This is a genomic window from Erwinia sp. MYb375 (assembly GCF_037479175.1).
Lineage (GTDB): Bacteria > Pseudomonadota > Gammaproteobacteria > Enterobacterales > Enterobacteriaceae > Erwinia > Erwinia rhapontici.
In genome coordinates, this window is record NZ_JBBGZS010000011.1 from 306,729 (window position 1) to 329,612 (window position 22,884).

At 53.4% G+C, this 22,884-nt stretch carries 22 protein-coding genes; 7 read left to right on the plus strand and 15 right to left on the minus strand.

The window, feature by feature from the left end:
- Window positions 1-112: 112 nt before the first annotated feature.
- Genes WH279_RS03925 through WH279_RS03935 form a run of 3 tightly spaced genes read right to left on the minus strand, consistent with a single transcriptional unit; the run spans window position 113 to window position 2,376 of the window.
- Window positions 113-1,216 carry an amidohydrolase gene (locus tag WH279_RS03925; RefSeq protein WP_339455073.1) on the minus strand — a complete coding sequence of 368 codons (1,104 nt, stop codon included), beginning with the start codon at window positions 1,214-1,216 and terminating at the stop codon, window positions 113-115.
- Between the two features lie 25 nt (window positions 1,217-1,241).
- Entirely contained in the window at window positions 1,242-1,715 is a 474-nt protein-coding gene (locus WH279_RS03930) for a YjiG family protein (RefSeq protein WP_339455074.1), read from the minus strand.
- Entirely contained in the window at window positions 1,705-2,376 is a 672-nt protein-coding gene (locus tag WH279_RS03935) for a nucleoside recognition domain-containing protein (RefSeq protein ID WP_133841074.1), read from the minus strand. The genes WH279_RS03930 and WH279_RS03935 overlap by 11 nt, the downstream gene beginning before the upstream one ends.
- A 379-nt stretch (window positions 2,377-2,755) precedes the next feature.
- Here WH279_RS03935 and WH279_RS03940 point away from each other — a divergent pair, with 379 nt between their 5' ends.
- Window positions 2,756-3,229, plus strand: a complete 474-nt coding sequence (locus WH279_RS03940) for a YbjO family protein (protein WP_339455075.1) — start codon at window positions 2,756-2,758, stop codon at window positions 3,227-3,229.
- 55 nt (window positions 3,230-3,284) lie between these two features.
- Window positions 3,285-4,412 (plus strand): 23S rRNA (uracil(747)-C(5))-methyltransferase RlmC, encoded by a 1,128-nt coding sequence (rlmC, locus tag WH279_RS03945; RefSeq protein WP_339455076.1) that lies wholly within the window; start codon window positions 3,285-3,287, stop codon window positions 4,410-4,412.
- Between the two features lie 235 nt (window positions 4,413-4,647).
- On the opposite strand, the gene WH279_RS03950 is transcribed toward rlmC, so the two are convergent.
- The 7 genes from WH279_RS03950 to WH279_RS03980 all read right to left on the minus strand — a co-directional run bounded on the left by WH279_RS03950 (window position 4,648) and on the right by WH279_RS03980 (window position 10,849).
- Window positions 4,648-5,379: an arginine ABC transporter substrate-binding protein gene (locus tag WH279_RS03950; RefSeq protein ID WP_200640769.1), complete on the minus strand. Its 732-nt coding sequence runs from the start codon at window positions 5,377-5,379 to the stop codon at window positions 4,648-4,650.
- Window positions 5,380-5,507: 128 nt separating this feature from the next.
- A complete protein-coding gene (gene artM / locus WH279_RS03955; protein ID WP_339455077.1) occupies window positions 5,508-6,176 on the minus strand; it encodes an arginine ABC transporter permease ArtM in 669 nt (222 codons plus the stop codon).
- Entirely contained in the window at window positions 6,176-6,892 is a 717-nt protein-coding gene (gene artQ / locus WH279_RS03960; RefSeq protein WP_339455078.1) for an arginine ABC transporter permease ArtQ, read from the minus strand. Before artQ ends, artM begins: the two co-directional genes overlap by 1 nt.
- A gap of 3 nt (window positions 6,893-6,895) precedes the next feature.
- On the minus strand, window positions 6,896-7,627 hold the full coding sequence (gene artJ, locus WH279_RS03965) for an arginine ABC transporter substrate-binding protein (protein WP_339455079.1): 732 nt from the start codon (window positions 7,625-7,627) through the stop codon (window positions 6,896-6,898).
- 15 nt (window positions 7,628-7,642) lie between these two features.
- Window positions 7,643-8,371 (minus strand): arginine ABC transporter ATP-binding protein ArtP, encoded by a 729-nt coding sequence (gene artP / locus WH279_RS03970; RefSeq protein ID WP_339455080.1) that lies wholly within the window; start codon window positions 8,369-8,371, stop codon window positions 7,643-7,645.
- A 1,037-nt stretch (window positions 8,372-9,408) separates the two neighbouring features.
- Window positions 9,409-10,059, minus strand: a complete 651-nt coding sequence (locus WH279_RS03975; protein ID WP_339455081.1) for a hypothetical protein — start codon at window positions 10,057-10,059, stop codon at window positions 9,409-9,411.
- Between the two features lie 259 nt (window positions 10,060-10,318).
- Window positions 10,319-10,849 (minus strand): lipoprotein, encoded by a 531-nt coding sequence (locus tag WH279_RS03980; protein WP_339455082.1) that lies wholly within the window; start codon window positions 10,847-10,849, stop codon window positions 10,319-10,321.
- Window positions 10,850-10,949: 100 nt separating this feature from the next.
- On the opposite strand from WH279_RS03980, the gene WH279_RS03985 reads away from it, so the two are divergent.
- Window positions 10,950-11,273 (plus strand): heavy metal-binding domain-containing protein, encoded by a 324-nt coding sequence (locus WH279_RS03985; RefSeq protein WP_133841064.1) that lies wholly within the window; start codon window positions 10,950-10,952, stop codon window positions 11,271-11,273.
- The gene (locus WH279_RS03990) at window positions 11,273-12,115 is read left to right on the plus strand and encodes an N-acetylmuramoyl-L-alanine amidase (protein ID WP_133841063.1); all 843 of its coding nucleotides are present in this window, start codon (window positions 11,273-11,275) and stop codon (window positions 12,113-12,115) included. Before WH279_RS03985 ends, WH279_RS03990 begins: the two co-directional genes overlap by 1 nt.
- Before the next feature lies 1 nt (window position 12,116).
- Here the strand turns inward: WH279_RS03990 and ltaE are convergent, their stop codons facing one another.
- The 4 genes from ltaE to hcp form a co-directional block, all read right to left on the minus strand.
- Window positions 12,117-13,121, minus strand: a complete 1,005-nt coding sequence (ltaE, locus tag WH279_RS03995) for a low-specificity L-threonine aldolase (RefSeq protein ID WP_339455083.1) — start codon at window positions 13,119-13,121, stop codon at window positions 12,117-12,119.
- A 65-nt stretch (window positions 13,122-13,186) separates the two neighbouring features.
- Window positions 13,187-14,908: a ubiquinone-dependent pyruvate dehydrogenase gene (poxB, locus tag WH279_RS04000; RefSeq protein WP_339455084.1), complete on the minus strand. Its 1,722-nt coding sequence runs from the start codon at window positions 14,906-14,908 to the stop codon at window positions 13,187-13,189.
- Window positions 14,909-15,039: 131 nt separating this feature from the next.
- Window positions 15,040-16,020 (minus strand): NADH oxidoreductase, encoded by a 981-nt coding sequence (gene hcr, locus WH279_RS04005; protein ID WP_339455085.1) that lies wholly within the window; start codon window positions 16,018-16,020, stop codon window positions 15,040-15,042.
- A gap of 5 nt (window positions 16,021-16,025) precedes the next feature.
- Window positions 16,026-17,678 (minus strand): hydroxylamine reductase, encoded by a 1,653-nt coding sequence (gene hcp / locus WH279_RS04010; RefSeq protein ID WP_339455086.1) that lies wholly within the window; start codon window positions 17,676-17,678, stop codon window positions 16,026-16,028.
- Window positions 17,679-17,877: 199 nt separating this feature from the next.
- Between hcp and WH279_RS04015 the strand changes: the two genes are divergently transcribed.
- The gene (locus WH279_RS04015; RefSeq protein ID WP_339455087.1) at window positions 17,878-19,536 is read left to right on the plus strand and encodes an ATP-dependent endonuclease; all 1,659 of its coding nucleotides are present in this window, start codon (window positions 17,878-17,880) and stop codon (window positions 19,534-19,536) included.
- 146 nt (window positions 19,537-19,682) lie between these two features.
- Here the strand turns inward: WH279_RS04015 and cspD are convergent, their stop codons facing one another.
- Window positions 19,683-19,910: a cold shock-like protein CspD gene (gene cspD / locus WH279_RS04020; RefSeq protein ID WP_133841057.1), complete on the minus strand. Its 228-nt coding sequence runs from the start codon at window positions 19,908-19,910 to the stop codon at window positions 19,683-19,685.
- 321 nt (window positions 19,911-20,231) lie between these two features.
- On the opposite strand from cspD, the gene clpS reads away from it, so the two are divergent.
- On the plus strand, window positions 20,232-20,552 hold the full coding sequence (gene clpS / locus WH279_RS04025) for an ATP-dependent Clp protease adapter ClpS (protein WP_133841056.1): 321 nt from the start codon (window positions 20,232-20,234) through the stop codon (window positions 20,550-20,552).
- Window positions 20,553-20,583: 31 nt separating this feature from the next.
- Window positions 20,584-22,860, plus strand: coding sequence for an ATP-dependent Clp protease ATP-binding subunit ClpA (gene clpA / locus WH279_RS04030; protein WP_167864867.1), 2,277 nt, complete (start codon window positions 20,584-20,586; stop codon window positions 22,858-22,860).
- Window positions 22,861-22,884: the final 24 nt, after the last annotated feature.

Below are 22,884 nucleotides of genomic sequence, written 5' to 3' on the forward strand. Positions count from 1 at the left end.
CTGTCGGGGCTGACCTTCTGTTTCGGTCAGACCGCGCCGTTATGCCGCAATGAAAACGGGACGACCGGAAAAAGGTCGTCCCGTTATCTCTACGAGGTTCCTGGGCGATCAATCACCCAAGCACCTTCTTCACACAGGCTTTGAAAATCTTAATCCCCACCGGCAGTGAATTCAGATCAAAATGCATATCCGGGTGGTGCAATCCGGGAACTAACCCGGTGCCCAGGCCCCAGAAACCGGCCTTTACTGAAGGACGCTGCACCGGATAGTGGAAGAAATCTTCACTGCCCGGCGTGGAGCGCGGTTCAAGTAAAGCGTCCTGACCCAATACCTCGACAATTGCGCTGGAGATCAGCGCAGTCATTTCATCATCAATTTCGCCAGCGGGCATCGCTTTCAGCACCACCACTTCAGCCTGCGCGCCAAAGGCGGCAACGCTGTGCTCAATCGCACGCTGCACACGATGTTGCAGTTCGATCATATCCTCGTTCTTTGCGGCCCGCAGATCGAACACCACGCGTGCTTCATCCGGGATCGAGTTAGTCACGCCTGCATCGCAGAGGAAACGCGTGGCTTTAACGCTCCACACGCTGTTCGGTGCCATATGAATGGCATTCACGGCCTGCACCGCGCTGACACCCGCATCCAGTGCATTGATGCCCAGATGTGGGCGAGCGCCGTGCGCGGTCTGGCCACGAATAATGGCTTCAACGGTCACGCACGCTGAGTAATACACGGCAGGGATCGCTGTGCCAACCGCGCACTCTTCCGCCGGACGGACGTGGAAACCGAGGATCATATCGACATCATCAATGGCACCGCCGTCGATCATTGCCAGCGCGCCGGTTCCCAGCTCTTCAGCAGGCTGGAAAATCAGTTTCAGGCGACCTTTTTTAATCGCCTGCTCGGCAATCAGTTCCTGAGCGGCGGTAAGCACCACTGAAGAGTGACCGTCGTGGCCGCAGGTGTGGCGGGCGCAGGGAATGCCATCAATAATGTGCCCCAGCGCATCCATATCGGCACGCAGTGCCAGAGTCGGACCGGGAACTCCGCTGTCCAGTACCGCGACAATGCCGGTGGTGGCATTAAAATGATCCTGAACCTCATAACCGGCTGCTTTAAGCTGCTGACTGATGTAGGCCGAGGTCTTAAACTCCTGGAAACCCAACTCCGGGATTTCGTGCAGGTAGTGGTAATGTTCTAACACTTTTGACACGTTATACACTCCATTCAGCTTCTGGTTACGCAATGATTCGCATCACCAGCATCGCGATGACCGCGTTCATAATGCTGGTCAGCATTAACAGCGGCCAGTATTTTTTCGGCACGTCGGAAACGCCGAGCAGGCGGCCCATATACTGTAACTGAGAACCCATTAAAAAGATCGCCGGGGCCAAAATAGTGATATCTCCCCCGGTCAGCACGCCTTTTGCCAGCAGGCTGATAGCAACGCCGGTCCCGGCAGAAGAGGAGAGCCAGGCGGTCAGCAGGACGGTAACCGCTTCACCGGGCAGGCCGAATAATCCCATGACAGGCGCGAAAACCGTGCCAATCAGTTTCATCACCCCGAGCAGGTTCAGCACTTCGGCAATCACATAAGCCATCACTACGTTCGGCATTAAATTATGAATGGCAATATGGAAGCCTTTACGTGCGCCAACCACAAAGATATCGAAGGGATTATTAGAAACGCTAACCTGAGGGTTATTCTGCATGTTGGAAATCTCGCTTGTAAACGGTATTCAGCATCAGACGGACAAAAGCGCCGCCAACAAATTTCAGTACGAACATCAGCACCAGCGGGACCAGTACCGGTGTGGCCAGCGAAGCAAATAACGCCGACCCGATAGAGAAGTAGTTATTAATCAGCCCGGCGCCGGAATATTGCCAGGCCGCCATGATCACCACATCTTTTTTTGTCACCTGTTTGTTGTCGTACAGCTCTTTCGTTAATGCCGCACCTGCATCGGTGCTTTGTAAATCGGTAATTAAGGCCAGCCCTGTGCGTCCTGGAATACCTAACAGGGGACGTAACAGTGGCGTCAGCAATTTGTGGGCCGCGCGAATGGCACCGTAATGGGTGAAGATCTCCAGCAGCCCGAGCGCCAGCATCACGGTTGGCACCAGCGACAATGCAAACAGGAAACCGGCTTTGGCACTGAGCCCACCCGCACCGACAAAGGTATTATGGGCCGGATCTTTCATGGTGCCGAAACTGCCGCCTAGCGTGGTGAAATCAAATGCACCCAGCCATGCCATGCCGTCAACGTTAAACAGCAGGCCGGAAAAAAACAGTATGGCTAATATTAATGCCAGCCAGGCCCCTTTGCCGACTGACCACTTTTCACCCGACAGGGTTATTTTATCTTCAGACATCTGGTTCCTACTCCCCGGTATTCATCAAAGGTTATGCAAATAGCCCATAGCGGATTTTTCGTTCCATATAGTGGAATTATTGACCGACCTGGGCTAAAAATAATGTGGCTGCTGCCGATAACTTTCGAACCACCGGGTTCGGATTGCAGATATCGTGCCAGATTGCATTCATATCATTAATCTTCTGAAATGAAGTGAGGCAGGGCGGGTTAATTTCGCTATCCGCTCAGGGTGAAAAACCGATTATTTATTTGCAACGATGAAATAAAAGACGCTTTTTATCTTTTCTCAGTGGGAATATTCTTGTGAGTGCAACCGTAAAACACCATGATGGATCAGTTGCACCATCACAGGGCGTGGCAGCAGCAGGAGGGAAGAAATGTCTGAAGTGATAAGAGAGAGCAAAACGCTGTTCAGCGGCGCGGCAAGCATTCCGGTGCCCGTAAGGATTGCGGGTATCGCCATTATTGCTACCCGCTGCCTCGGCGTATTGCTGCTCGCTAACGAGCTGGGGTTGATGGAGCTGATGAACTTTGTGCATCGCAGTGCACAGGCCTGGGATTCAACGCTGATCTTTATTGCCAGCCAGCTGATCTTCTTTATCGAGCTGCGCTGTGCCATTGCCCTGATGCGCGGGCACAGCTGGGGGCGCTGGGGTTTCCTGATCGCTCAGGTGGTGGTGCTGAGCTATATGTTTTTGGCATCTATGGGCTGGGTCTATCCGGAGATTTTCAGCATTCATAGCGATAATGATAGTCAGGTCGTTCCCGCTCTCTTGCTACAAAAGCTTCCCGATATTCTGGTGTTGTTGTTGCTGTTTGTACCGCAAAGTAGCCGACGGTTTTATCGTTAATCCTCCACTGCTATACTGTCCGACTGCATTTCGCTTCCCAGATCAGGCTTCCATCATGCATTGCGCGCTTTATGACGCCGGCCGTTGCCGTTCCTGCCAGTGGCTGGAGACACCTTACTCCCGGCAACTTTCTCAAAAACAGTCACATTTACAGCAACTGTTGGAGTCTTTTCCGGTTGGCCAGTGGTTGCCGCCCGCGCGCTCTCCGCTACAAAAATTCCGTAATAAAGCCAAAATGGTGGGCAGCGGCAGCGTCGAACGCCCGCTGCTGGGTATGCTGCATCGTGATGGTACGCCAGTCGATCTGAGCGACTGTCCGCTCTATCCTGACAGTTTTGCCAGCGTGTTTGCTGAACTGCGCCCGTTTATTGCCCGTGCCGGGCTGACGCCCTATAACGTGGCACGCAGGCGAGGTGAACTGAAATATATTCTGTTGACCGAAAGCCAGCATAACGGGCAACTGATGTTGCGTTTTGTTCTGCGTTCAACCACCAAGCTGGCGCAGCTGCGCGCCGCATTGCCCGAGCTTCAGCGTGCACTGCCCCAGCTGGCGGTGATTTCTGCCAATATTCAACCTGTGGCGATGGCGATTATGGAGGGGGAGGAAGAGATCCCGTTAACGGATAATCAGGTCCTTGCCGAACAACTCAACGACGTGCCGCTGTCAGTACTGCCGAAAAGCTTTTTTCAGACAAATCCCCGGGTGGCGGCCGAACTGTATGCCACGGCGCGCGTCTGGGTGAGAGAATTACAGGTAAGTGCTATGTGGGATCTGTTCTGCGGTGTGGGCGGGTTTGGTCTGCACTGTGCAACGCCCGAGATGCAGCTGACAGGTATCGAGATCAGTCAGGAAGCGATTGCCTGTGCGCAGCGGTCTGCGGCACAGATGGGACTGAAGCAGGTGAGCTTTGCAGCACTGGACTCCACCGCTTTTGCCACCGGAGAGGGCAGCGTGCCGGAGCTGGTGCTGGTCAATCCACCGCGCCGCGGAATTGGTGCCGAGCTTTGCGCGTATCTGGAGACAATGGCACCGCCATGGATACTCTATTCCAGCTGTAATGCCGAAACGATGGCCACCGATATCGGGCGCCTGAAAGCCTATCGCATCATCAAAATTCAGATCTTTGATATGTTTCCGCACACCGCACATTACGAAGTGTTGACGCTGTTGCAGCGGGTGTAAAGCGGGTCGGGCATGCCCGACCCCTACGATAACAGCACTATGTGGAGCGTGGCATGCCGCGCCCTGATGCCAACGGATAATGGCACTATGCGGGTAGGGGCGTGGCATGCCGCGCCCTGATGCCAACGGATAATGGCACTATGCGGGTAGGGGCGTGGCATGCCGCGCCCTGATGCCAACGGATGATGGCACTATGCGGGTAGGGGCGTGGCACGCCGCGCCCTGATGCCGAAGATTACTCGGGGAACCACTGCTTATTGAGTTTCTCAATCGTTCCGTCAGCTTTCAGTGCTGCCAGCGCCGTGTCCAGCTTCTTCAGCAGGGCATCATTATCTTTACGTACCGCAATACCCAGACCCGTACCGAAATAACTGCTGTCCGTAATATGCTCGCCGACGGCGCTGAGATTCGGGTTGGTCTTAAGCCAGGCGCCGACCACTGCCGTGTCACCCAAAATGCCATCCAGGCGATTATTTTTCAGGTCGAGGATCGCGTTCTGGTAGCTGTCATAGGCCACCGCCGTGATGTCCGGCTGCTTATCATGCAGATACTTCTGGTGAGTGGTGCCGTTCTCAATGCCCACACGTTTACCCTTCAGCTGATCCAGGCTGGTGAACTTGCCTTTCTGCGCAATAATAATCGCTGAGTTGGCGTAGTAAGGCTGAGTAAAGCTGACCTGTTTCTGGCGCTCTTCGGTGATATCCATACCGGAAATCACGGCGTCGTAGCGGCGGAATTTCAGCGCCGGAACCAGACTGTCAAAGGGGTTGTTGGTGAAGCTGCACTCCGCCTGCATCTGTTTGCACAGTGCTTTCGCCAGATCGATATCGAAGCCGACAATCTGGTTATCGCTGTTCAGGGATTCAAAGGGAGGGTAGGTTGCGGAGGAGGCAAAACGAATCTTGTCTGCAGCCTGGGTTCCTAAGGCAACGCTGGCGAGCAATGCTGCCAGAACGAGTTTTTTCATCTATTAATTCCTTGAGGTCTCATTGTCCTGACCAGTATTGACGACAGAAGGTGTTCGTTATCCGTTGATTAAAGGGCTACCAGGGCTTTTTTTTCATGGATGCCTGAGGCGCGTGTGCGTATCGGGCATCAATTCCGCTGTTCGAACGCCAGTGCCCGGCGCTCAATCATGCGCATCATCAGGGTCAGTAAGCCGTTTACGCACAGATAAATCACCCCGGCGGCGGCAAACACGCTGACATCGTAGGTGCGCCCGTAAAGCATTTGCCCGTGACCCATCACTTCCATCAGCGTGATGGTGTAGGCCAGTGAGGTGCTTTTAAACACCAGCACCACCTCATTGGAGTACGAGGATAACGCGCGTTTAAACGCATATGGCAGCAAAATCCGTAACTGATCGCGACGATTCATGCCCAGCGCCGCACAGGACTGCCATTGCCCGGCAGGAATAGCGCGCACCGCGCCGTGGAACAGCAGTGCGGTATAGGCCGCGCTGTTCAGTGACAGGGCCAGCAGCGCACACAACCAGGGTTGTGAAAGCAGGCTCCATAACCAGTGAATATTCTGGATCGCCGGGAACTGTCCGGGTCCGTAGTAGATCAGAAAGATCTGCACCAGCAGTGGGGTGCCGGTAAACAGTGTGATATAGGCGCGAGTCATCAGGTTAAAAACCGGGACTTTCAACGCCAGGATAACGGTAAACACCAGGGCCAGAATCAACGCCAGCAGCAGTGACGCTACGGTAAGCATCAGGCTGGTATTCAAACCTTTCAGCAGTTCAGGGAAATAACTCAACATCAGCAGTCTCCCCGCTCAAAGCGTGTGGTGCGCAGTTCAATGCGTTTCAGGACGAATTGGCTGAACAGGGTGATCAGCAGGTAAATTCCTGCCGCAATAACGTACCAGGTAAAAGGTTCCTGGGTGCGCGTGGCGATGCTTTTGGTCTGCAACATAATATCATTAACGCTAATCAGGGAGACCAGCGCGGTATCTTTCAACAGCACCAGCCACTGGTTGCCGAGGCCGGGCAGTGCATGGCGCCACATCTGCGGCATAATCAGGCGGAAGAAGATGGCGGTCTTCTTCATTCCCAGCGCTTGTCCTGACTCCCACTGGCCTGACGGTACGGCTTTCAGCGCACCGCGCAGGGTTTGTGATGCATAAGAGGAGTAGAGGATAGCCAGCGCAATCACCCCGCAAAGAAACGGGCTGACGTCAAAATTCTCAATGGCGACCTGAGCCGGGATTTGAACGAACCCCAGGTTAACGGTGAAGCCGTCCGACAGTGTCAGCAGCAGCTGTGAGGCACCGAAGTAGATAAACAGCACCACAAGGATTTCCGGCAGGCCGCGAAACAGCGTGACCAGTCCGGTTCCCAGCCAGGCGAGGGGACGCCAGCGCGCTGATTCCCAGACGGCGAAAATCATCGCCAGTATTAAACCGGCAATCAGTGCACAAACGGCCAGGCCGACGGTCATCCCGGCGGCGCTGGCGAGAGTATAAAGTTCGCTCATTAATTACTGCTGAAACCACTTGCTGTAGATAGTCTTATAGGTGCCGTTGGCTTTCACCTTGTCCAGCGCCGCGTCGAATTTGCTCTGAAGCTCGGTATTACCCTGACGCACAGCAATGCCGAGGCCGGTGCCGAAGTAGGCTTTATCCGTCACTTTCTCGCCCAATGGCGTCAGATTTGGGTTCTGTTTCAGCCATTCGTTGACCACCGCTGTGTCACCAAATACCGCGTCGATACGGCCATTTTTCAGGTCGAGTATCGCGTTCTGATAGCTGTCGTAAGGCACAACGTTAATAGCAGGCAGCTTTTCGCTCAGGTATTTCTGGTGAGTGGTGCCGTTCTGCACACCTACGCGTTTGCCTTTCAGCGCATCTACGTTGCTGACTTTATCTTTCTGGATAATAAACAGCGCAGAGTTGTCGTAATAGGCTTTGGTGAACAGCACCTGTTTTTCACGCTCAGGCGTGATATCCATACCGGCCATCACCGCATCGAAACGACGGAATTTCAGGCTGGGGATCAGGCTGTCGAACGCTTGGTTGGTGAAGGTACATTCGGCACCGATTTCGCGGCACAGTGCGTTAGCCAGATCGACATCAAACCCCTGGATCTTATTATCAGAATCCACGAATTCGAAAGGAGGGTAAGACGCCTCAGTAGCAAAACGAAGGGTCTGAGTGGCGCTGGCGCTCAGGCTGAAACCGGCTAACAGTGCGGCAATGACAATTTTTTTCATCGTTATGTCCTGCAATTAATGCGAAAGATAATGGGCAAACGCCTCGGTTTGCGGCTGTGTAAAGCGGCTGGCATCACCCTGTTCGACAATATAGCCATTTTCCATATACACCACGCGGCTGGCCGTTTTACGCGCCACTTCCACTTCATGGGTGACGATCACCTGAGTGATATTGGTCTGCGCCAGTTCACGAATGATACTGACGATCTGGGCGGTGATTTCCGGGTCCAGTGCGGCGGTGGGTTCATCGAACAGCAGCACAGCCGGTTCCATCATCAGCGCACGGGCAATGGCTACGCGCTGCTGCTGGCCACCGGACAGGTGCAGAGGATAACGATCGGCAAAGGTCGTCAGACGCAGGCGATCGAGCAGTTTCGCGGCACGTTCATGAGCCTGCGCTTTGCTTAAGCCCAGCACGCGGCAGGGGGCTTCGATCAGGTTCTGAACGACAGTCAGGTGAGGCCAGAGATTATACTGTTGGAACACCATACCGACGTTTTGACGCAGTTCGCGTATTGCCACGTCGCCAGGGGGGTTTGTGAAGTCAAAGCGATTGCCAGCGATTTCCAGCGTACCGGAACGCGGCATCTCCAGCAGGTTTAACACACGCAGGAGAGAGCTCTTCCCGGCACCGCTTGGCCCCAGCAATACCAGCGTCTCGCCCTGAGGGCAAGCCAGCTGAATGTCAAAAAGCGCCTGGTGGGCACCGTAGTAGCAGTTAATACCGTTTAGTTGAATACTCATGCGCAAAAAGTGAATAGCAATTGATGCCGCGAATCTTAACGTCGACAGCATAGTTATGCAATCATTGTGCGTTAAAATTTATTTATGCGGGCAGGGTGAGTAAATAGTAGCACAAGATAGCGCGATGTTACGGTTTTCACTGAAATGTATCGGGGCTGTTATGCAATTATGTGCGCGGGATCGGATCAATGGCTGTGCTACAGAACGGTGGCGAGCTCGTGAACCTTCATGAGCATAGATAACTATGTGGCTGGGGCGAATGGGTGTAGCAAACGCATCTGTAGCTTAAAGTATGAAGGGTATGCCTCTGATTATTAAATACGCTACAGAATTATTAACGTGAATGCATGCGATAATCAGGGATTACTGGTTGTGGCTAGAAATTTAATCATGATAATAAGTTACGCTCATTGAACTAATTAAAAGTTACGGTTACAATACCCATGTGATTGCAGATGTCGTATTTTTATGGCCTTCATGGAATCAGAACTCAAGCAAAATAATAGTTTATTTTTTTTCAATTATAATTTTTTCGAAATGCGATTTTTTTCTGATAAACCATGACGGTTCGTCACTTCCGGGATCAGGTGGGTTACATGTAATATGCTATTTACATGTCGAAATCGTTAAGGTGAGAGTAACTTACAGGAATTATATAGAATGGATTCAAAAAAGCACTTTAAAATGTTCATGATTTTTATCTCTTTTCTTTTTTTTACTTTTTTTTGCTTTGTTTTTGTTAGCGCTATTTTTTCAATAAAAAGAATTATCGAGGATGGTGGTATCTATTCTTTTAACTCAGGAGACCTGATTGGTCACCTCTTAATATTGCTGATTACATTAGGGTGTCTTTATTTTTCAATAAAGACATCATTGTTAATGTAATAATATATTTCCTCAAAGTATTGGTGTTAGGGTTTTCTAACGCCGTTGATGAATCTTTTTGGTGCTGTTGTTTTTTTTATCGATCTTTGATGGCACTAATTGATAGGGTTAAGATAATAGATATGCTAATTTCCAATTAATTTAAGTGACATTTAGTTAATTCCACTTAAAACATCTTTTATTATCTCATGAAATTCCTCTTCATTATTTTCCTTTATTGATAGTGCATCAATAAAGGGTTCCAGGTAATCATCGACAAGAAAATAAAACAGGTCGAGGTCATCTTTTTTTCTCATCATATAAAACAATGAAGGTGACTTGTTTTTTAGTTTTCTCGAAATATATAAAGATCTTGCTCTGGCTCCAGCTATTGTAACACTCAGTGTGAATGTTGCGTTGAATATAATCTTGGGAATTAATTTACTGGCAAAGTAAGATGCCATATCCTGAAGCAGAATGCTGTTTATAAATATTCGCCCAGAAGCCTTTCCTGCTTGTTCAGCGACAACGTCTGTGACGTGTTTTTTCGAGTTTCTTGTAAATTCGTCGACAACTAATACTATTATTTTTCTTATCTCATCATTAGAAACACCGAATTTAATTCGTCTAAATAATCTATCTGAATCCAATCTATTTATCCATCTATTTTCGGTGTCAAAGTATTCATAAAAAGAATATCCAATATCTCTTGAGAAGTCCTTAACAATATCACCAGCAAAGGTTGTGTGCTTTATATAAAATGGTTTGCTGTCAGTTCTTATTAACGCTATTATTTGTTTTGAGATTCTTTCTGCATCACTCATTTTACATCCTTTTTTGTGCTGTTTTAACTGATTAATTATAATGTGTTTTATTGGTGCCTGTCTGCCTGGTTTGTTTTGCGCCAGTGTGACTTCCTGAATAAACCCTCTGCTTGGCGAATTTTACGTTCAATGAATTAGATTGGAAATAGTAATAATACGATTATAAATCAGGGGGCAGGAGGCGATCGTATGAATTATGCTATGGGGATAAAGACGGCATTAAATTACGTGCCGCCAGCCAGCGGCACGTATTCGTGACTTATTTTTGCAGCAGTTGGACGAGTGAACCGCCGGAAAGATGCGGATTAGGGCCCAGATAGCGCACATCACTGACGGACCAGCAGGTGCCCTCACGGACCATCAGCACTTCATCCTGCCAGCTTGTATCACCCCGTTTCAGCGTGACGCGCAACGGGATGTTGCGGGCATCGGTATTCGGGATAGTCGAAGCATCCGCCACGCTGGCGTCCGTAGCACCCTGGCCCTGACTGGAGAAGATGTCTCCCGTCAGCAGTGCGGTTTTATTCGGTTTCGTCTGTGCATTAATCAGAGACTGATAGAGCGCATCACTGAGTAGCGGGCGGTACTTTGCCAGCAGTTGAGCATCAGGCAATCCCGGTGAAGGTTGTTGTGTCCGCAGATCGTAGAACTGCTGCGCAACGCTGTCCGGGCCGCCATCAGCACAGGGCCCCACCCGGGTACCAATGTCCTTATAGGCAGGCTCTACGCCAGTACAGGCACTGAGTAACAGCGCAAGGGGTACCACGGCAGCAAAGGGTAGGTATTTCATTCTGATTTCCTTATTGTTATCAGCGAGTGTGCTTTATCATTGATTATAGCCGCTGAGTATAGTTGCAAGAGCGAAGTGAACACTGAACAAGGAGAGCGACATGAAATTTTCCACAACGCCAACGCTGGAAGGCCAGCCCATTACTGAATATTGCGGCGTCGTCACCGGTGAGGCGATTCTTGGTGCCAACATTTTTAAGGACTTTTTTGCCGGTATCCGCGACATCGTCGGCGGCCGTTCCGGGGCGTATGAGAAAGAACTGCGTAAGGCACGCCAGATAGCATTTACCGAGCTGGAAGCACAGGCAAAAGCGCTGGGGGCCGATGCCGTCGTCGGAATCGATATTGATTATGAAACCGTGGGCAAAGACAGCAGTATGCTGATGGTCAGCGTCAGTGGCACCGCAGTGAAACTGCACCACTGATGCGTCCGTTGTCCATCGTTCGCCCGCTGTTGCTGCTGCTGGCGGTCTTTCTGTATACCTCTATTACCCCGAAAGGGCTGCAACCGCATCAGGGATACACGGTGGATACCCGGCAGGAAGCTTACGGTGCGCGCCCGCGCGTCAAAGTGCTGGTGATCCACTATACGGCCGGGGATTTCCCGCGTTCACTGAATACGCTGACCGATCGTCGGGTAAGCGCTCACTATCTTCTACCGGCAACGCCACCAAAATATGATGGTCAGCCGCTGGTATGGCGGCTGGTGCCGGAGTCGATGCTGGCGTGGCATGCCGGGGAGAGTTTCTGGCGTGGCGCAACCCGGCTGAATGATACCTCCATCGGCATTGAGCTGGAGAATCAGGGCTGGCACCGTGAGGGCGGCGTTGTGGTCTGGCAGCCGTTCCCACAGTCGCAGATGGATGCACTGTTGCCGCTGGTGCGAGACATTGTGCAGCGCTACGGTATTCAGCCGCAGGATGTGGTGGCGCACAGTGATATTGCTCCGCTGCGTAAACAGGACCCTGGCCCGCTGTTTCCCTGGCAGTGGTTTGCCGGGCAGGGCATTGGTGCATGGCCTGATGCAGAAAGGGTGACATTCTGGCTGGCGGGCCGCCCACCGACACAGCGCGTGGATAAAACCCGCCTGCTGGATCTGTTAGCCCGGTATGGTTATGAGGTGACGCCGCAGATGAAACCGTATCAGCAGCAGGCGCTGATCGCCGCTTTTCAAATGCACTTTCGCCCGTCAGATTACAGCGGCGTGGCAGATGCTGAAACTGAAGCCATCGCCGCTGCGTTGCTGGAAAAATACGGTTCTGACTAAGTTACTGCGCGGCTAAAAATGCCTGCCACTGGCTGACCAGCTGTTGCAGTGCATCACGGTCTGCATCCAGGTGGGTTACCAGGCGGGTCACGGGGCCGGGGCTGAGGAGAATACCGCGTTCGCGCATCCACGGCCCCAGCGTGGCAACCTGCGCTTCTGGCAGCCGCAGGAACACCATGTTGGTGTCGTGACGGGTGACATCCACGCCAATGTCACGTAGTGCCCCTGCCAGCCAGGCCGCATTGTCGTGGTCATCTTTTAAGCGGGCGACGTTATGCTCCAGTGCATACAGCCCGGCGGCGGCCAGAATCCCTGCCTGGCGCATGCCACCGCCTGTCATCTTCCGCCAGCGACGAGCACGCTGAATAACTTCCTCACTGCCGCACAACAGCGATCCCACCGGCGTGCCCAGCCCTTTAGACAGGCAGATCGTCAGCGTATCGCAATAGCGTGTAAGCGCCTCCAGCGGCACGTCCAGCGCTACTGCCGCGTTGAAAATACGTGCACCATCGATATGCAGCGCCAGCTGACGTTCGCGGGTAAAATCCCACGCCTGTTGCAGATAGGCAATCGGCAGCACCTTGCCGTTATGGGTATTTTCCAGGCTTAACAGGCGAGTGACGGCGAAATGGACATCATCGGGTTTGATAAACTGCGCCACCACATCCAGCGGTAACGATCCGTCAGCGGCTGCGAGGATCGGCTGGGGCTGTATGCTGCCCAGCACCGCCGCGCCGCCGGCTTCGTATTTGTAGTTATGGGCCAGCTGACCAACAATATACTCCTCACCACGCTGACAGTGGCAAAGCAGGGCGACCAGGTTCGCCTGGGTGCCTGTGGGCAGGAACAGGGCGGCGGCCTTGCCACTCAGGCGAGCGGCCTCTGATTCCAGTTGATTGACGGTGGGGTCATCACCATAAACATCATCGCCAGTTTCAGCCGACATCATGGCATTCAGCATCGCCTGGCTGGGGCGGGTCACGGTATCACTACGCAGGTCAATCACGCTCAACTCTCCTGTCAACAGTAAAACGGACGCCGCAGCGTCCGTGAATAGGCCTTCACTCTTTTTTACCGCAGCCAGTTGGTTTTTGCCAGATCAACCACTTCGTCACCGCGACCATTAATAATTGCGCGCAGCATATACAGGCTGAAACCTTTCGCCTGTTCGAGTTTGATCTGCGGCGGCATCGCCAGCTCCTCTTTGGCGGTGACCGCGTCGATCAGTGCCGGGCCGTCGTGGGCCAGCGCCTGTTGTATGGCGTCGTCCAGTTGCGATGCCTGTTCAACCCGAATGCCTTTCACTCCGCAGGCGTTAGCAATCGCCGCGAAGTTGGGGTTTTCCAGGTCGGTGCCGTCGGTGAGATAGCCGCCGGACTTCATCTCCATCGCCACAAACCCCAATACGCTGTTGTTAAACACCACGATTTTGACCGGCAATTTTAGCTGTGCCAGTGAGAGAAAATCGCCCATCAACATGCTGAATCCTCCGTCACCGCACAGCGCGATGGTTTGACGGCCAGGATCTATGGCCTGGGCACCAATGGCCTGCGGCATCGCATTGGCCATTGAACCGTGACTGAATGATCCAAGCAGGCGGCGCTTGCCGTTCATTTTCAGATAGCGGGCTGCCCAGACGGTTGGAGTGCCGACATCACAGGTGAAGATCGCATCTTCGCTGGCGTAGCGACTGATCTGCTGCGCCAGATACTGCGGATGGATCGGTTGTTTGTCGTTAGCGGTGGCCAGCGCATCCAGCTCTTTACGCGCTTTGGCGTAGTGCTCCAGCGCCTGATCGAGGAAGCCGCGTTCGGTTTTCACACTGAGCTGTGGCAGTAAGGCCGTGAGCGTGGCCTTGACATCACCGACCAGCGCCATATCCAGCGCACAGTGGCTGCCCAGACTGCCGGGATTGATATCGATCTGAATGATTTTCGCATCGGCCGGGTAAAAAGCCCGGTAGGGGAACTGGCTGCCGAGGATCAGCAGCGTGTCAGCATTCATCATTGCGTGATAGCCGGAGGAGAAGCCGATCAATCCGGTCATGCCCACGTCGTACGGGTTGTCGTATTCGATATGTTCTTTGCCGCGCAGGGCGTGCACCACCGGGGCTTTCAGGGTTTCAGCCAGTGCCACCACTTCGCTGTGCGCACCTGCGCAACCGCTGCCGCACAGCAGGGTGATATTGCCGCCCTGATTGAGCGCCGCAGCCAGTTTCTCCAGCTCAGCGGCGACGGGCTGGACCTGCGGTAACTGTGGAGGATACCAGTCAGCACTGGCGGCCTCAGGCGCCAGCTGAAGCGCGATATCTCCCGGCAGTACCACCACGGATACACCTTTATTGAGGATCGCTTTACGCATCGCGATGCCCAGCACCTGAGGGAGCTGCTCAGGGTTAGAGACCAGTTCGCAGTAGTGGCTGCATTCACGAAACAACTCTTGTGGATGGGTTTCCTGAAAGTAGTTGCTGCCGATTTCCGCTGACGGAATATGTGCGGCAATCGCTAATACCGGCACGTGGTTGCGGTGACAGTCGAACAGACCATTGATGAGGTGCAGGTTACCGGGCCCACAGGATCCGGCACAGACCGCCAGTTCTCCAGTAAGGTGAGCTTCAGCGCCAGCGGCAAACGCCGCCACTTCTTCGTGACGGGTGGGCATCCAGCGAATGGTCCCCATGCGATTAAGACTGTCACTCAAGCCGTTGAGTGAGTCGCCCGTGACGCCCCAGATACGTTTTACGCCCGCACTTTCCAGTGTTTTTGCGACCAGGGCTGCAACAGTTTGCTTCATGCGTTCTCCTCAGTGATGGGGATGTCCTTTGACGGGAAGATAAAATTCACGGTTACAAGCTTAGTTTAGGATGCGCCGGACGGGGGATACCGTGTGAAACAAGCGGTTTCACACGGGAGTCAAACGTGAGATCAGACGAGGACGATATCGCTTTCGGGATAGCAGCTGCACGCCAGTACGTAACCCTGGCTAATCTCTGTGTCACTGAGTGTCTGCTGGCTGCGGGTTTGGTAGTGGCCTTCCGTCACACGGGTTTTACAGCAGCCGCACACGCCCGAGCGGCAGGCAGCGGCAACGGGGAGTTGATAGTGTTCCATCGCCGCCAGCAGTGACCAGCCTGACGGAAAGGTGTCACCCTGCAAGCGCATCGGGCTGCGCAGGGTGAACAGCTTGCCTTCTTTGGCAACATTGGCCACCGGGGTAAACTGTTCTGTGAAAATCGTTTTTGCCCCCAGTGCCTGCGCATCATGCTGCAGGCTCTCCATATAGGCCTCGGGTCCGCAGATCATCACGGTGCGCCTGACCATATCAGGCACCAGTGCGGCGAGATGCGTACGATCAAGGCGGCCGGACAGCATGGCTGCCGTGCCGCTATTTTCAGCGATAATCGTCAACGTTAACCACGGCTGCATGGCGCTGAGTTCATGGGCAAAAATGACATCCTGCGGTGAGCGAACGCTATACAGTAGCTGCACATTGCAGGCCGGGCGCTGCGCATGCAGCCAGCGGCACATCGACATCATCGGTGTGATGCCGCAGCCCGCCGCCAGAAAGAGATAATGGCTGGCGGGATGGCGCTGACAGCTGAAATCTCCCTGAGGGTCGGACAGCCAAATGTCGTTTCCCGGGCGAACATCGCGCGTCAGCCAGCCCGAGCCTTTACCCTGTTCGATCTGCCGCACGGTGAGCGTGATAAACGGGCTTTGCCCAGGGGTGGATGACAGCGTATATGCACGCATTTCATCGCTGTTACCGATTTTCACCAGCGCGAACTGGCCTGCCTGCCAGCGATAGAAGTCATGGTTAATCAGCGCAAGCGTCCAGACATCGGGGGTTTCCTGCTGCACATGGTGAACCTGCATGCGCCAGGGGCACAGTATCGTTGAATTCATGGGGGTTACTCCACGTTGCCCAGGATGGTGGCCAGATCGTTTTCCACGCTGCTAACCGGGATCATACCGAACTCTTTTTGCAACAATGCCAGCAGGTTATCGGTGAGAAATGCCGGGGAGGTTGGGCCGGTACGAATGTTTTTTACCCCCAGAGATAACAGCGTGAGTAGCACGACAATAGCTTTTTGTTCAAACCACGAAAGCAGCAATGACAGCGGCAGGTCGTTGACGCCGCAGTTGAGTTTTTCTGCCAGTCTGACCGCCAGCATAATGGCCGCGTAGCTGTCGTTACACTGGCCCACGTCCAGCAGGCGTGGTAACCCTTCGATGTGGCCAAACGCCAGTTTATTGAAGCGGTATTTCCCGCAGGCCAGCGTCAGTACCAGGCAGTCCTGTGGGATCGCCAGCGCCATATCCGTGTAATAGCTACGCTGGTCACGGCTGCCATCACAGCCACCCACAAGGAACACATGGCGCAGTTTCTGGCGGCTTACCAGGTCGATGATACTGTCACAGGCATCCAGCAGCACTTTACGCCCGAAGCCGACAGTGATCTCATGAGGAATTTCACTCCAGGGGAAGCCCGGCATACTTTCTGCCTGGTCGATGACGGCAGAGAAATCGTCACCTTCCAGGTGATTGACGCCAGGCCAGCCGACGATGCTGCGTGTCCAGATACGCTGCTGATAATCGCCTACCAGCGGATCAATAATGCAGTTGGAGGTCATCACTATCGGGCCAGGGAAGCGGGCAAACTCCGTTTGCTGGTTCTGCCAGCCGCTGCCGTAGTTACCCACCAGATGCGGGTATTTTTTGAGTTCCGGGTAACCGTGGGCAGGTAACATCTCGCCGTGGGTGAAAACGTTAATGCCTCTGCCGGCGGTCTGCTCCAGCAGGAACTGGAGATCTTTCAGGTCGTGACCAGAAATCAGGATCGCCTTGCCGGCCACCGGGCGAACATTGACGGTGACGGGCTGTGGGTCGCCATACACCGTCGTTTGCGCTTCATCCAGCATGCCCATAATGGTGAAGTTCATTTTGCCGATCTGCATGGCGCAGGCTACCAGATCGTGGGTGGCAGAAGGGTTTGTCCCCAGCCAGGCCATGATCTGATGATACTCAGCATAGATCGCGTTATCGAAGCGGTTATGGACGTGAGCATGTTCCATGTAGGCTGCCGCCCCTTTTAGCCCATAGAGACAAAGCAGACGCAACCCGAGGGTGTCCGCGTCCGTGTCCCCCTCGTTCAAGGCAAACTGTGCGGCTTGCTGCTGCAACCCGGCGATTTCATGGCTTGCCAGGTTGAGCGCGGCGAGCGGGTGGTCGAGAAACAGGCTACCCCCCCTCTGCACGCAACGCTGTTGCAGACGATCGCGCAGGGCGATCGCTTCAAACGCGTAATCGACAATTCGCGCGGAATCAAAATTGACGTTAGTCAGCGTGGAGAAAAACGCGCGCGGGGCGAAATTATCCACCTCGTGATCAATAATTCCCAGACTGCGTGCCTGAAGTGCCCAGGCCGACAAGCCCTGAAGCACCGCCACCAGCAGATCTTGCAGATCGGACGTTTCCGCAGTTTTACCGCACATGCCTTGCGCGTAAGCACAGCCGTCGCCGACCGGAGTACGCATTGTTTGCTCACATTGAATACAGAACATGGTCTCACCTTTTATAAGATGTATTTAATATGTATCTTTATGTATGAGATTACGGCCCGGGATACAAGCAGCCGTAAAGATTAACCTGCCCTGGTTTGATCTGGCGCAATTCTGCAACGGCAAACAGCGTTTTTTCTCCGTGGCTTGACCCACCGACGGAGGCCGACCATTCTCAATACAAAAGCAAAAAGGGGCAAAGATGATTCTGGAAAAAATGGCCATCGTCGGCTTTCGTGGCATCAACCGCTTGTCGTTGCCGCTGGAAGGAAACAACGTTCTGATTGGCGAAAATGCCTGGGGGAAATCCAGCCTGCTGGATGCGCTGACGCTGTTGCTGGCTCCTCAGCAGGATCTTTACCAGTTCAGGCGGCATGATTTTCATTATCTGCCGGGTGAACAGCATCGCCGGGCACGCGATGTGCAGGTCGTGCTGACGTTTTGCGAACGCGAGGCGGGTGAGGCGGAAGCGGAACAGTATCAGCCGCTTTCCTCCCTGTGGTGGCGTGGTGAAGGCGGATTGCGCCGTCTTGAACTCTGTATCGAGGGGCGGCTGCTGGACGAAGAACAGGTGGTGACCCGGCGACAGTTTCGAGATGCCCGGGGACAAAGCATCATTAGCGGCGACCAGGCGACGGAGGCGATAACAGCACTGATCCGCCTGCATCCCGTGCTGCGCCTGCGCGATGCACGTTTCAGCCGACGCCAGCCACACGAAGCAGCATCGGCTGCGCCGCTGACTGAACTGACAAGTATGATGGAAGATCTGATGCGTGATGGGGCGATCTGCCCGCAAAATCTGACGGATACCGCACTGCGCGAAGGGCTGAATACCCTGCAACAGCTGGTGGAACATTATTTTTCTTTTCAGTCGCCCCAGGCATCACCTCCAGCCAGCCGCGTCCCTCACCAGCAGCGTGAATCCGTTAGCGGCTGGCGTCATCTGCGGGAGATGAATCAACTGATTGCCGGGGGCGACCGCAGCCGTCGACTGATCTTGTTGCGGATGTTTGCCCTGCTGGTTCAGGCGCGCGGTGCGCGACAGTTGGATGCACAGGCCCGGCCGTTATTGCTGGTGGAAGACCCGGAAACCCGTCTGCACCCGACCATGCTGGCCGTGGCCTGGGAGTTACTCTCACTGCTGCCCCTGCAAAAAATCGTCACCACGAACTCGGGTGAACTGCTGTCGCAAGTGCCGGTGGAGCAGGTGTGTCGCCTGGTACGCGAGCCACAGCGCGTAGCCGCGTGGCGTATTGGCCCCGCTGGCATGAGTGCAGAGGACAGCCGACGCATCGCTTTTCACATTCGTTTTAACCGCCCGTCTTCGCTGTTTGCCCGCTGCTGGTTGCTGGTGGAAGGTGAAACGGAGGTGTGGGTGATGAACGAGCTGGCGCGCCAGTGCGGTTATCATTTTGCGGCAGAAGGCGTGAAGGTGATTGAGTTCGCCCAGTCCGGGTTAAAGCCGTTGCTGAAATTCGCTCAGCGTATGGGCATTGAATGGCATGTTCTCACCGATGGCGATGATGCCGGAAAGAAATATGCTGCTACGGCTCGCAGTATGCTGGATGAGGCGCGGGCAGACGAACACCAGCACCTGACGCAATTACCCGCACTGGATATGGAGCATTTCCTGTACAAAGCGGGTTTTGCTGCGGTCTATCATCGTATCGCCAGGCTGCCTCCCAATGTACCGATGAATATGCGGCGAATTATTGGCAAGGCCCTCCAGCACGCTTCCAAGCCGGAGCTGGCCATTTCAGTGGCAATGGATGCTGCTGAACGCGGAACGGACTCGGTTCCCCCGTTGCTGCGTAACATGTTTGCCAGCGTGCAGTGGCTGGCGCGAGGGAAAGCGGATTAATGCCGTTATTTCCGTTCATGGCGTTCTGCCTGGGTTGAAAAGCGCATCTGTCCACCCATATTAGGAGAGTGAGCAGAGCGCCCAATAAAAATGCCAGCATCACTGGCTGGCATTTTGTCGCAGGGTTGTACAGAATGAGTAAGGGGTCATGCGCTGATAGCGATGGCCTCTTCAACAGGGACGATGAGGCTGGCATGATTGCCTTTTGGGCCCTGATGCAAATCAAACTGGACTTGTTGCCCGGCTTTCAGCGTTCTGTAACCGTCCATCTTAATCGTTGAGTAGTGAGCGAAAATATCCTCGCCGCCGCCCACCGGACAGATGAAACCGAAGCCTTTGGCGTTATTAAACCACTTAACAGTACCCGTCTCCATGCTTCTACATCCCTCGCAAGACATTCAAATTGAGTGAGGTGTCCAGGTTTAAAAACCTGACGGCTGGTTAATCTTCATTCAGCCTGTGTTTGTACTGTAGAGAATTAGCATCAAGGGTCAAGCAATCGGGCGGTTATGATGGGGATGAAATCATCAAAATTTGAAGCAGTTAACGCTATTGCGAATTTTGTGATGAAGGTCGCGATTGATGATTTCTGTACACAATTTCAACCGCGCTGTACAACATTGTGCTCATGTTATTCCTAACATGAATGATGTTAGTCTGGCGTAAGTAAGCAATGTTGATCACACTGGGTAGGTATGGGAAAGACTAACGATTGGCTTAATTTTGAAAAGCTTGCAGACGATAAAGTCCGTGAGGAGCTCAAGCCACCCTCGATGTATAAAGTTATTCTGAATAATGACGATTATACGCCTATGGAATTTGTTATTGACGTTCTGCAAAAGTTCTTTTCTTATGATGTTGAACGTGCAACGCAACTGATGCTCGCGGTTCACTACCAGGGAAAGGCGATATGCGGTGTGTTTACTGCTGAAGTCGCAGAGACTAAAGTCGCTAATGTGAACAAGTATGCCAGGGAAAATGAGCATCCGTTGCTTTGTACGCTGGAAAAAGCCTGAATAAGGCGATCTATTTGTGGGGGAGGTGCCTATGCTCAATCAAGAACTGGAACTCAGTTTAAATATGGCTTTCGCCAGAGCGCGCGAGCACCGACATGAGTTTATGACCGTCGAGCATTTGTTACTGGCATTGCTCAGTAACCCGTCGGCCAGAGAGGCACTGGAAGCCTGTACGGTGGATATTGTCGCGTTACGGCAGGAGCTCGAAGCTTTCATTGAACAAACCACCCCGGTCTTGCCGGTGAGCGAAGAAGAGCGCGACACACAGCCGACGCTAAGTTTCCAACGCGTACTGCAACGTGCTGTTTTCCACGTGCAGTCATCCGGCCGCAGCGAAGTTGCGGGCGCTAACGTACTGGTCGCGATCTTTAGCGAGCAGGAGTCGCAGGCTGCTTATCTGCTGCGCAAACATGAAGTCAGTCGTCTTGATGTGGTGAACTACATCTCACACGGCACACGCAAAGATGAACCAGGCCCGGCATCGGGTGCTGAGAATCCGGTTAATGAAGAGCAAGCAGGCGGGGAGGAACGTATGGAAAACTTCACCACCAACCTTAACCAGCTTGCTCGTGTTGGCGGTATTGACCCGCTGATCGGCCGTGATAAAGAGCTGGAACGCGCCGTTCAGGTTCTCTGCCGCCGTCGTAAAAATAATCCACTGCTGGTGGGCGAATCTGGGGTCGGTAAAACGGCAATTGCGGAAGGTCTTGCCTGGCGTATTGTGCAGGGTGATGTGCCGGAAGTGATGAAAGATTGCACCATCTATTCACTGGATATTGGTTCTCTGCTGGCGGGCACTAAATACCGTGGTGACTTTGAGAAACGCTTTAAAGCGTTACTGAAACAGCTTGAGCAGGACACCAGCAGCATTCTGTTTATCGATGAAATTCATACGATTATTGGTGCTGGCGCGGCATCAGGCGGCCAGGTGGATGCCGCAAATCTGATTAAACCGCTGCTGTCGGGTGGGAAAATTCGCGTGATGGGTTCTACCACTTACCAGGAATTCAGTAATATTTTCGAAAAAGATCGTGCGCTGGCACGCCGCTTCCAGAAAATCGATATTACTGAGCCAACGGTTGAGGAAACGGTGCAGATCATCAATGGTCTGAAGCCGAAGTACGAAGCGCACCATGACGTTCGCTATACTGCAAAAGCGGTGCGTGCAGCGGTGGAGCTGGCGGTGAAATACATCAACGACCGTCATCTGCCCGATAAGGCGATTGACGTTATTGATGAAGCCGGTGCCCGTGCGCGTCTGATGCCGGTCAGCAAACGCAAAAAAACTGTCAACGTGTCGGATATCGAAACGGTGGTGGCGCGTATTGCCCGTATTCCTGAGAAGAGCGTGTCGGCTTCCGACCGTGACTCACTGAAAACGCTCGGCGATCGCCTGAAGATGCTGGTATTTGGCCAGGATAATGCCATTGAAGTGCTGACCGAAGCGATCAAAATGAGCCGTGCAGGTTTGGGCCAGGATCGTAAACCTGTTGGTTCCTTCCTGTTTGCCGGCCCGACCGGTGTCGGGAAAACCGAGGTAACGGTTCAGCTGGCGAAAGCGTTGGGTATTGAGCTGCTGCGTTTTGACATGTCTGAGTATATGGAACGGCACACCGTCAGTCGTCTGATTGGTGCGCCTCCGGGCTATGTTGGTTTCGATCAGGGCGGCCTGTTAACCGATGCGGTGATCAAACATCCACATGCGGTGGTGTTGCTGGATGAGATTGAGAAAGCACACCCGGATGTCTTCAACCTGCTGTTGCAGGTGATGGATAACGGCATGCTGACGGATAATAACGGCCGTAAAGCGGACTTCCGTAATGTTGTGGTCGTGATGACCACGAACGCCGGGGTACGTGAAACGGAACGTAAATCTATCGGCCTGATCCAGCAGGACAACAGTACCGATGCGATGGAAGAGATCAAAAAGATCTTCACACCAGAGTTCCGTAACCGTCTGGATAATATTATCTGGTTCAAACATCTCGACCAGGTCGTGATCCATCAGGTTGTCGACAAGTTTATCGTCGAACTCCAGGCCCAGTTGGATGCGAAAGGTGTCTCGCTGGAAGTCAGTGATGACGCCCGTGACTGGCTGGCAGAGAAAGGCTACGACAAGGCAATGGGCGCACGCCCAATGGCCCGTACCGTTCAGGAAAGCCTGAAAAAACCGTTAGCTAATGAGCTGCTGTTTGGTTCACTGGTTGATGGAGGATCGGTGTCGGTGGCGCTGGATAAAGATAAAAACCAACTGACCTATCACTTCCTGAGTGCACAGAAGCGTAAAGCGGAGGGGACCGTGCATTAATTTGCCGGACCTGCGCGAATAAAA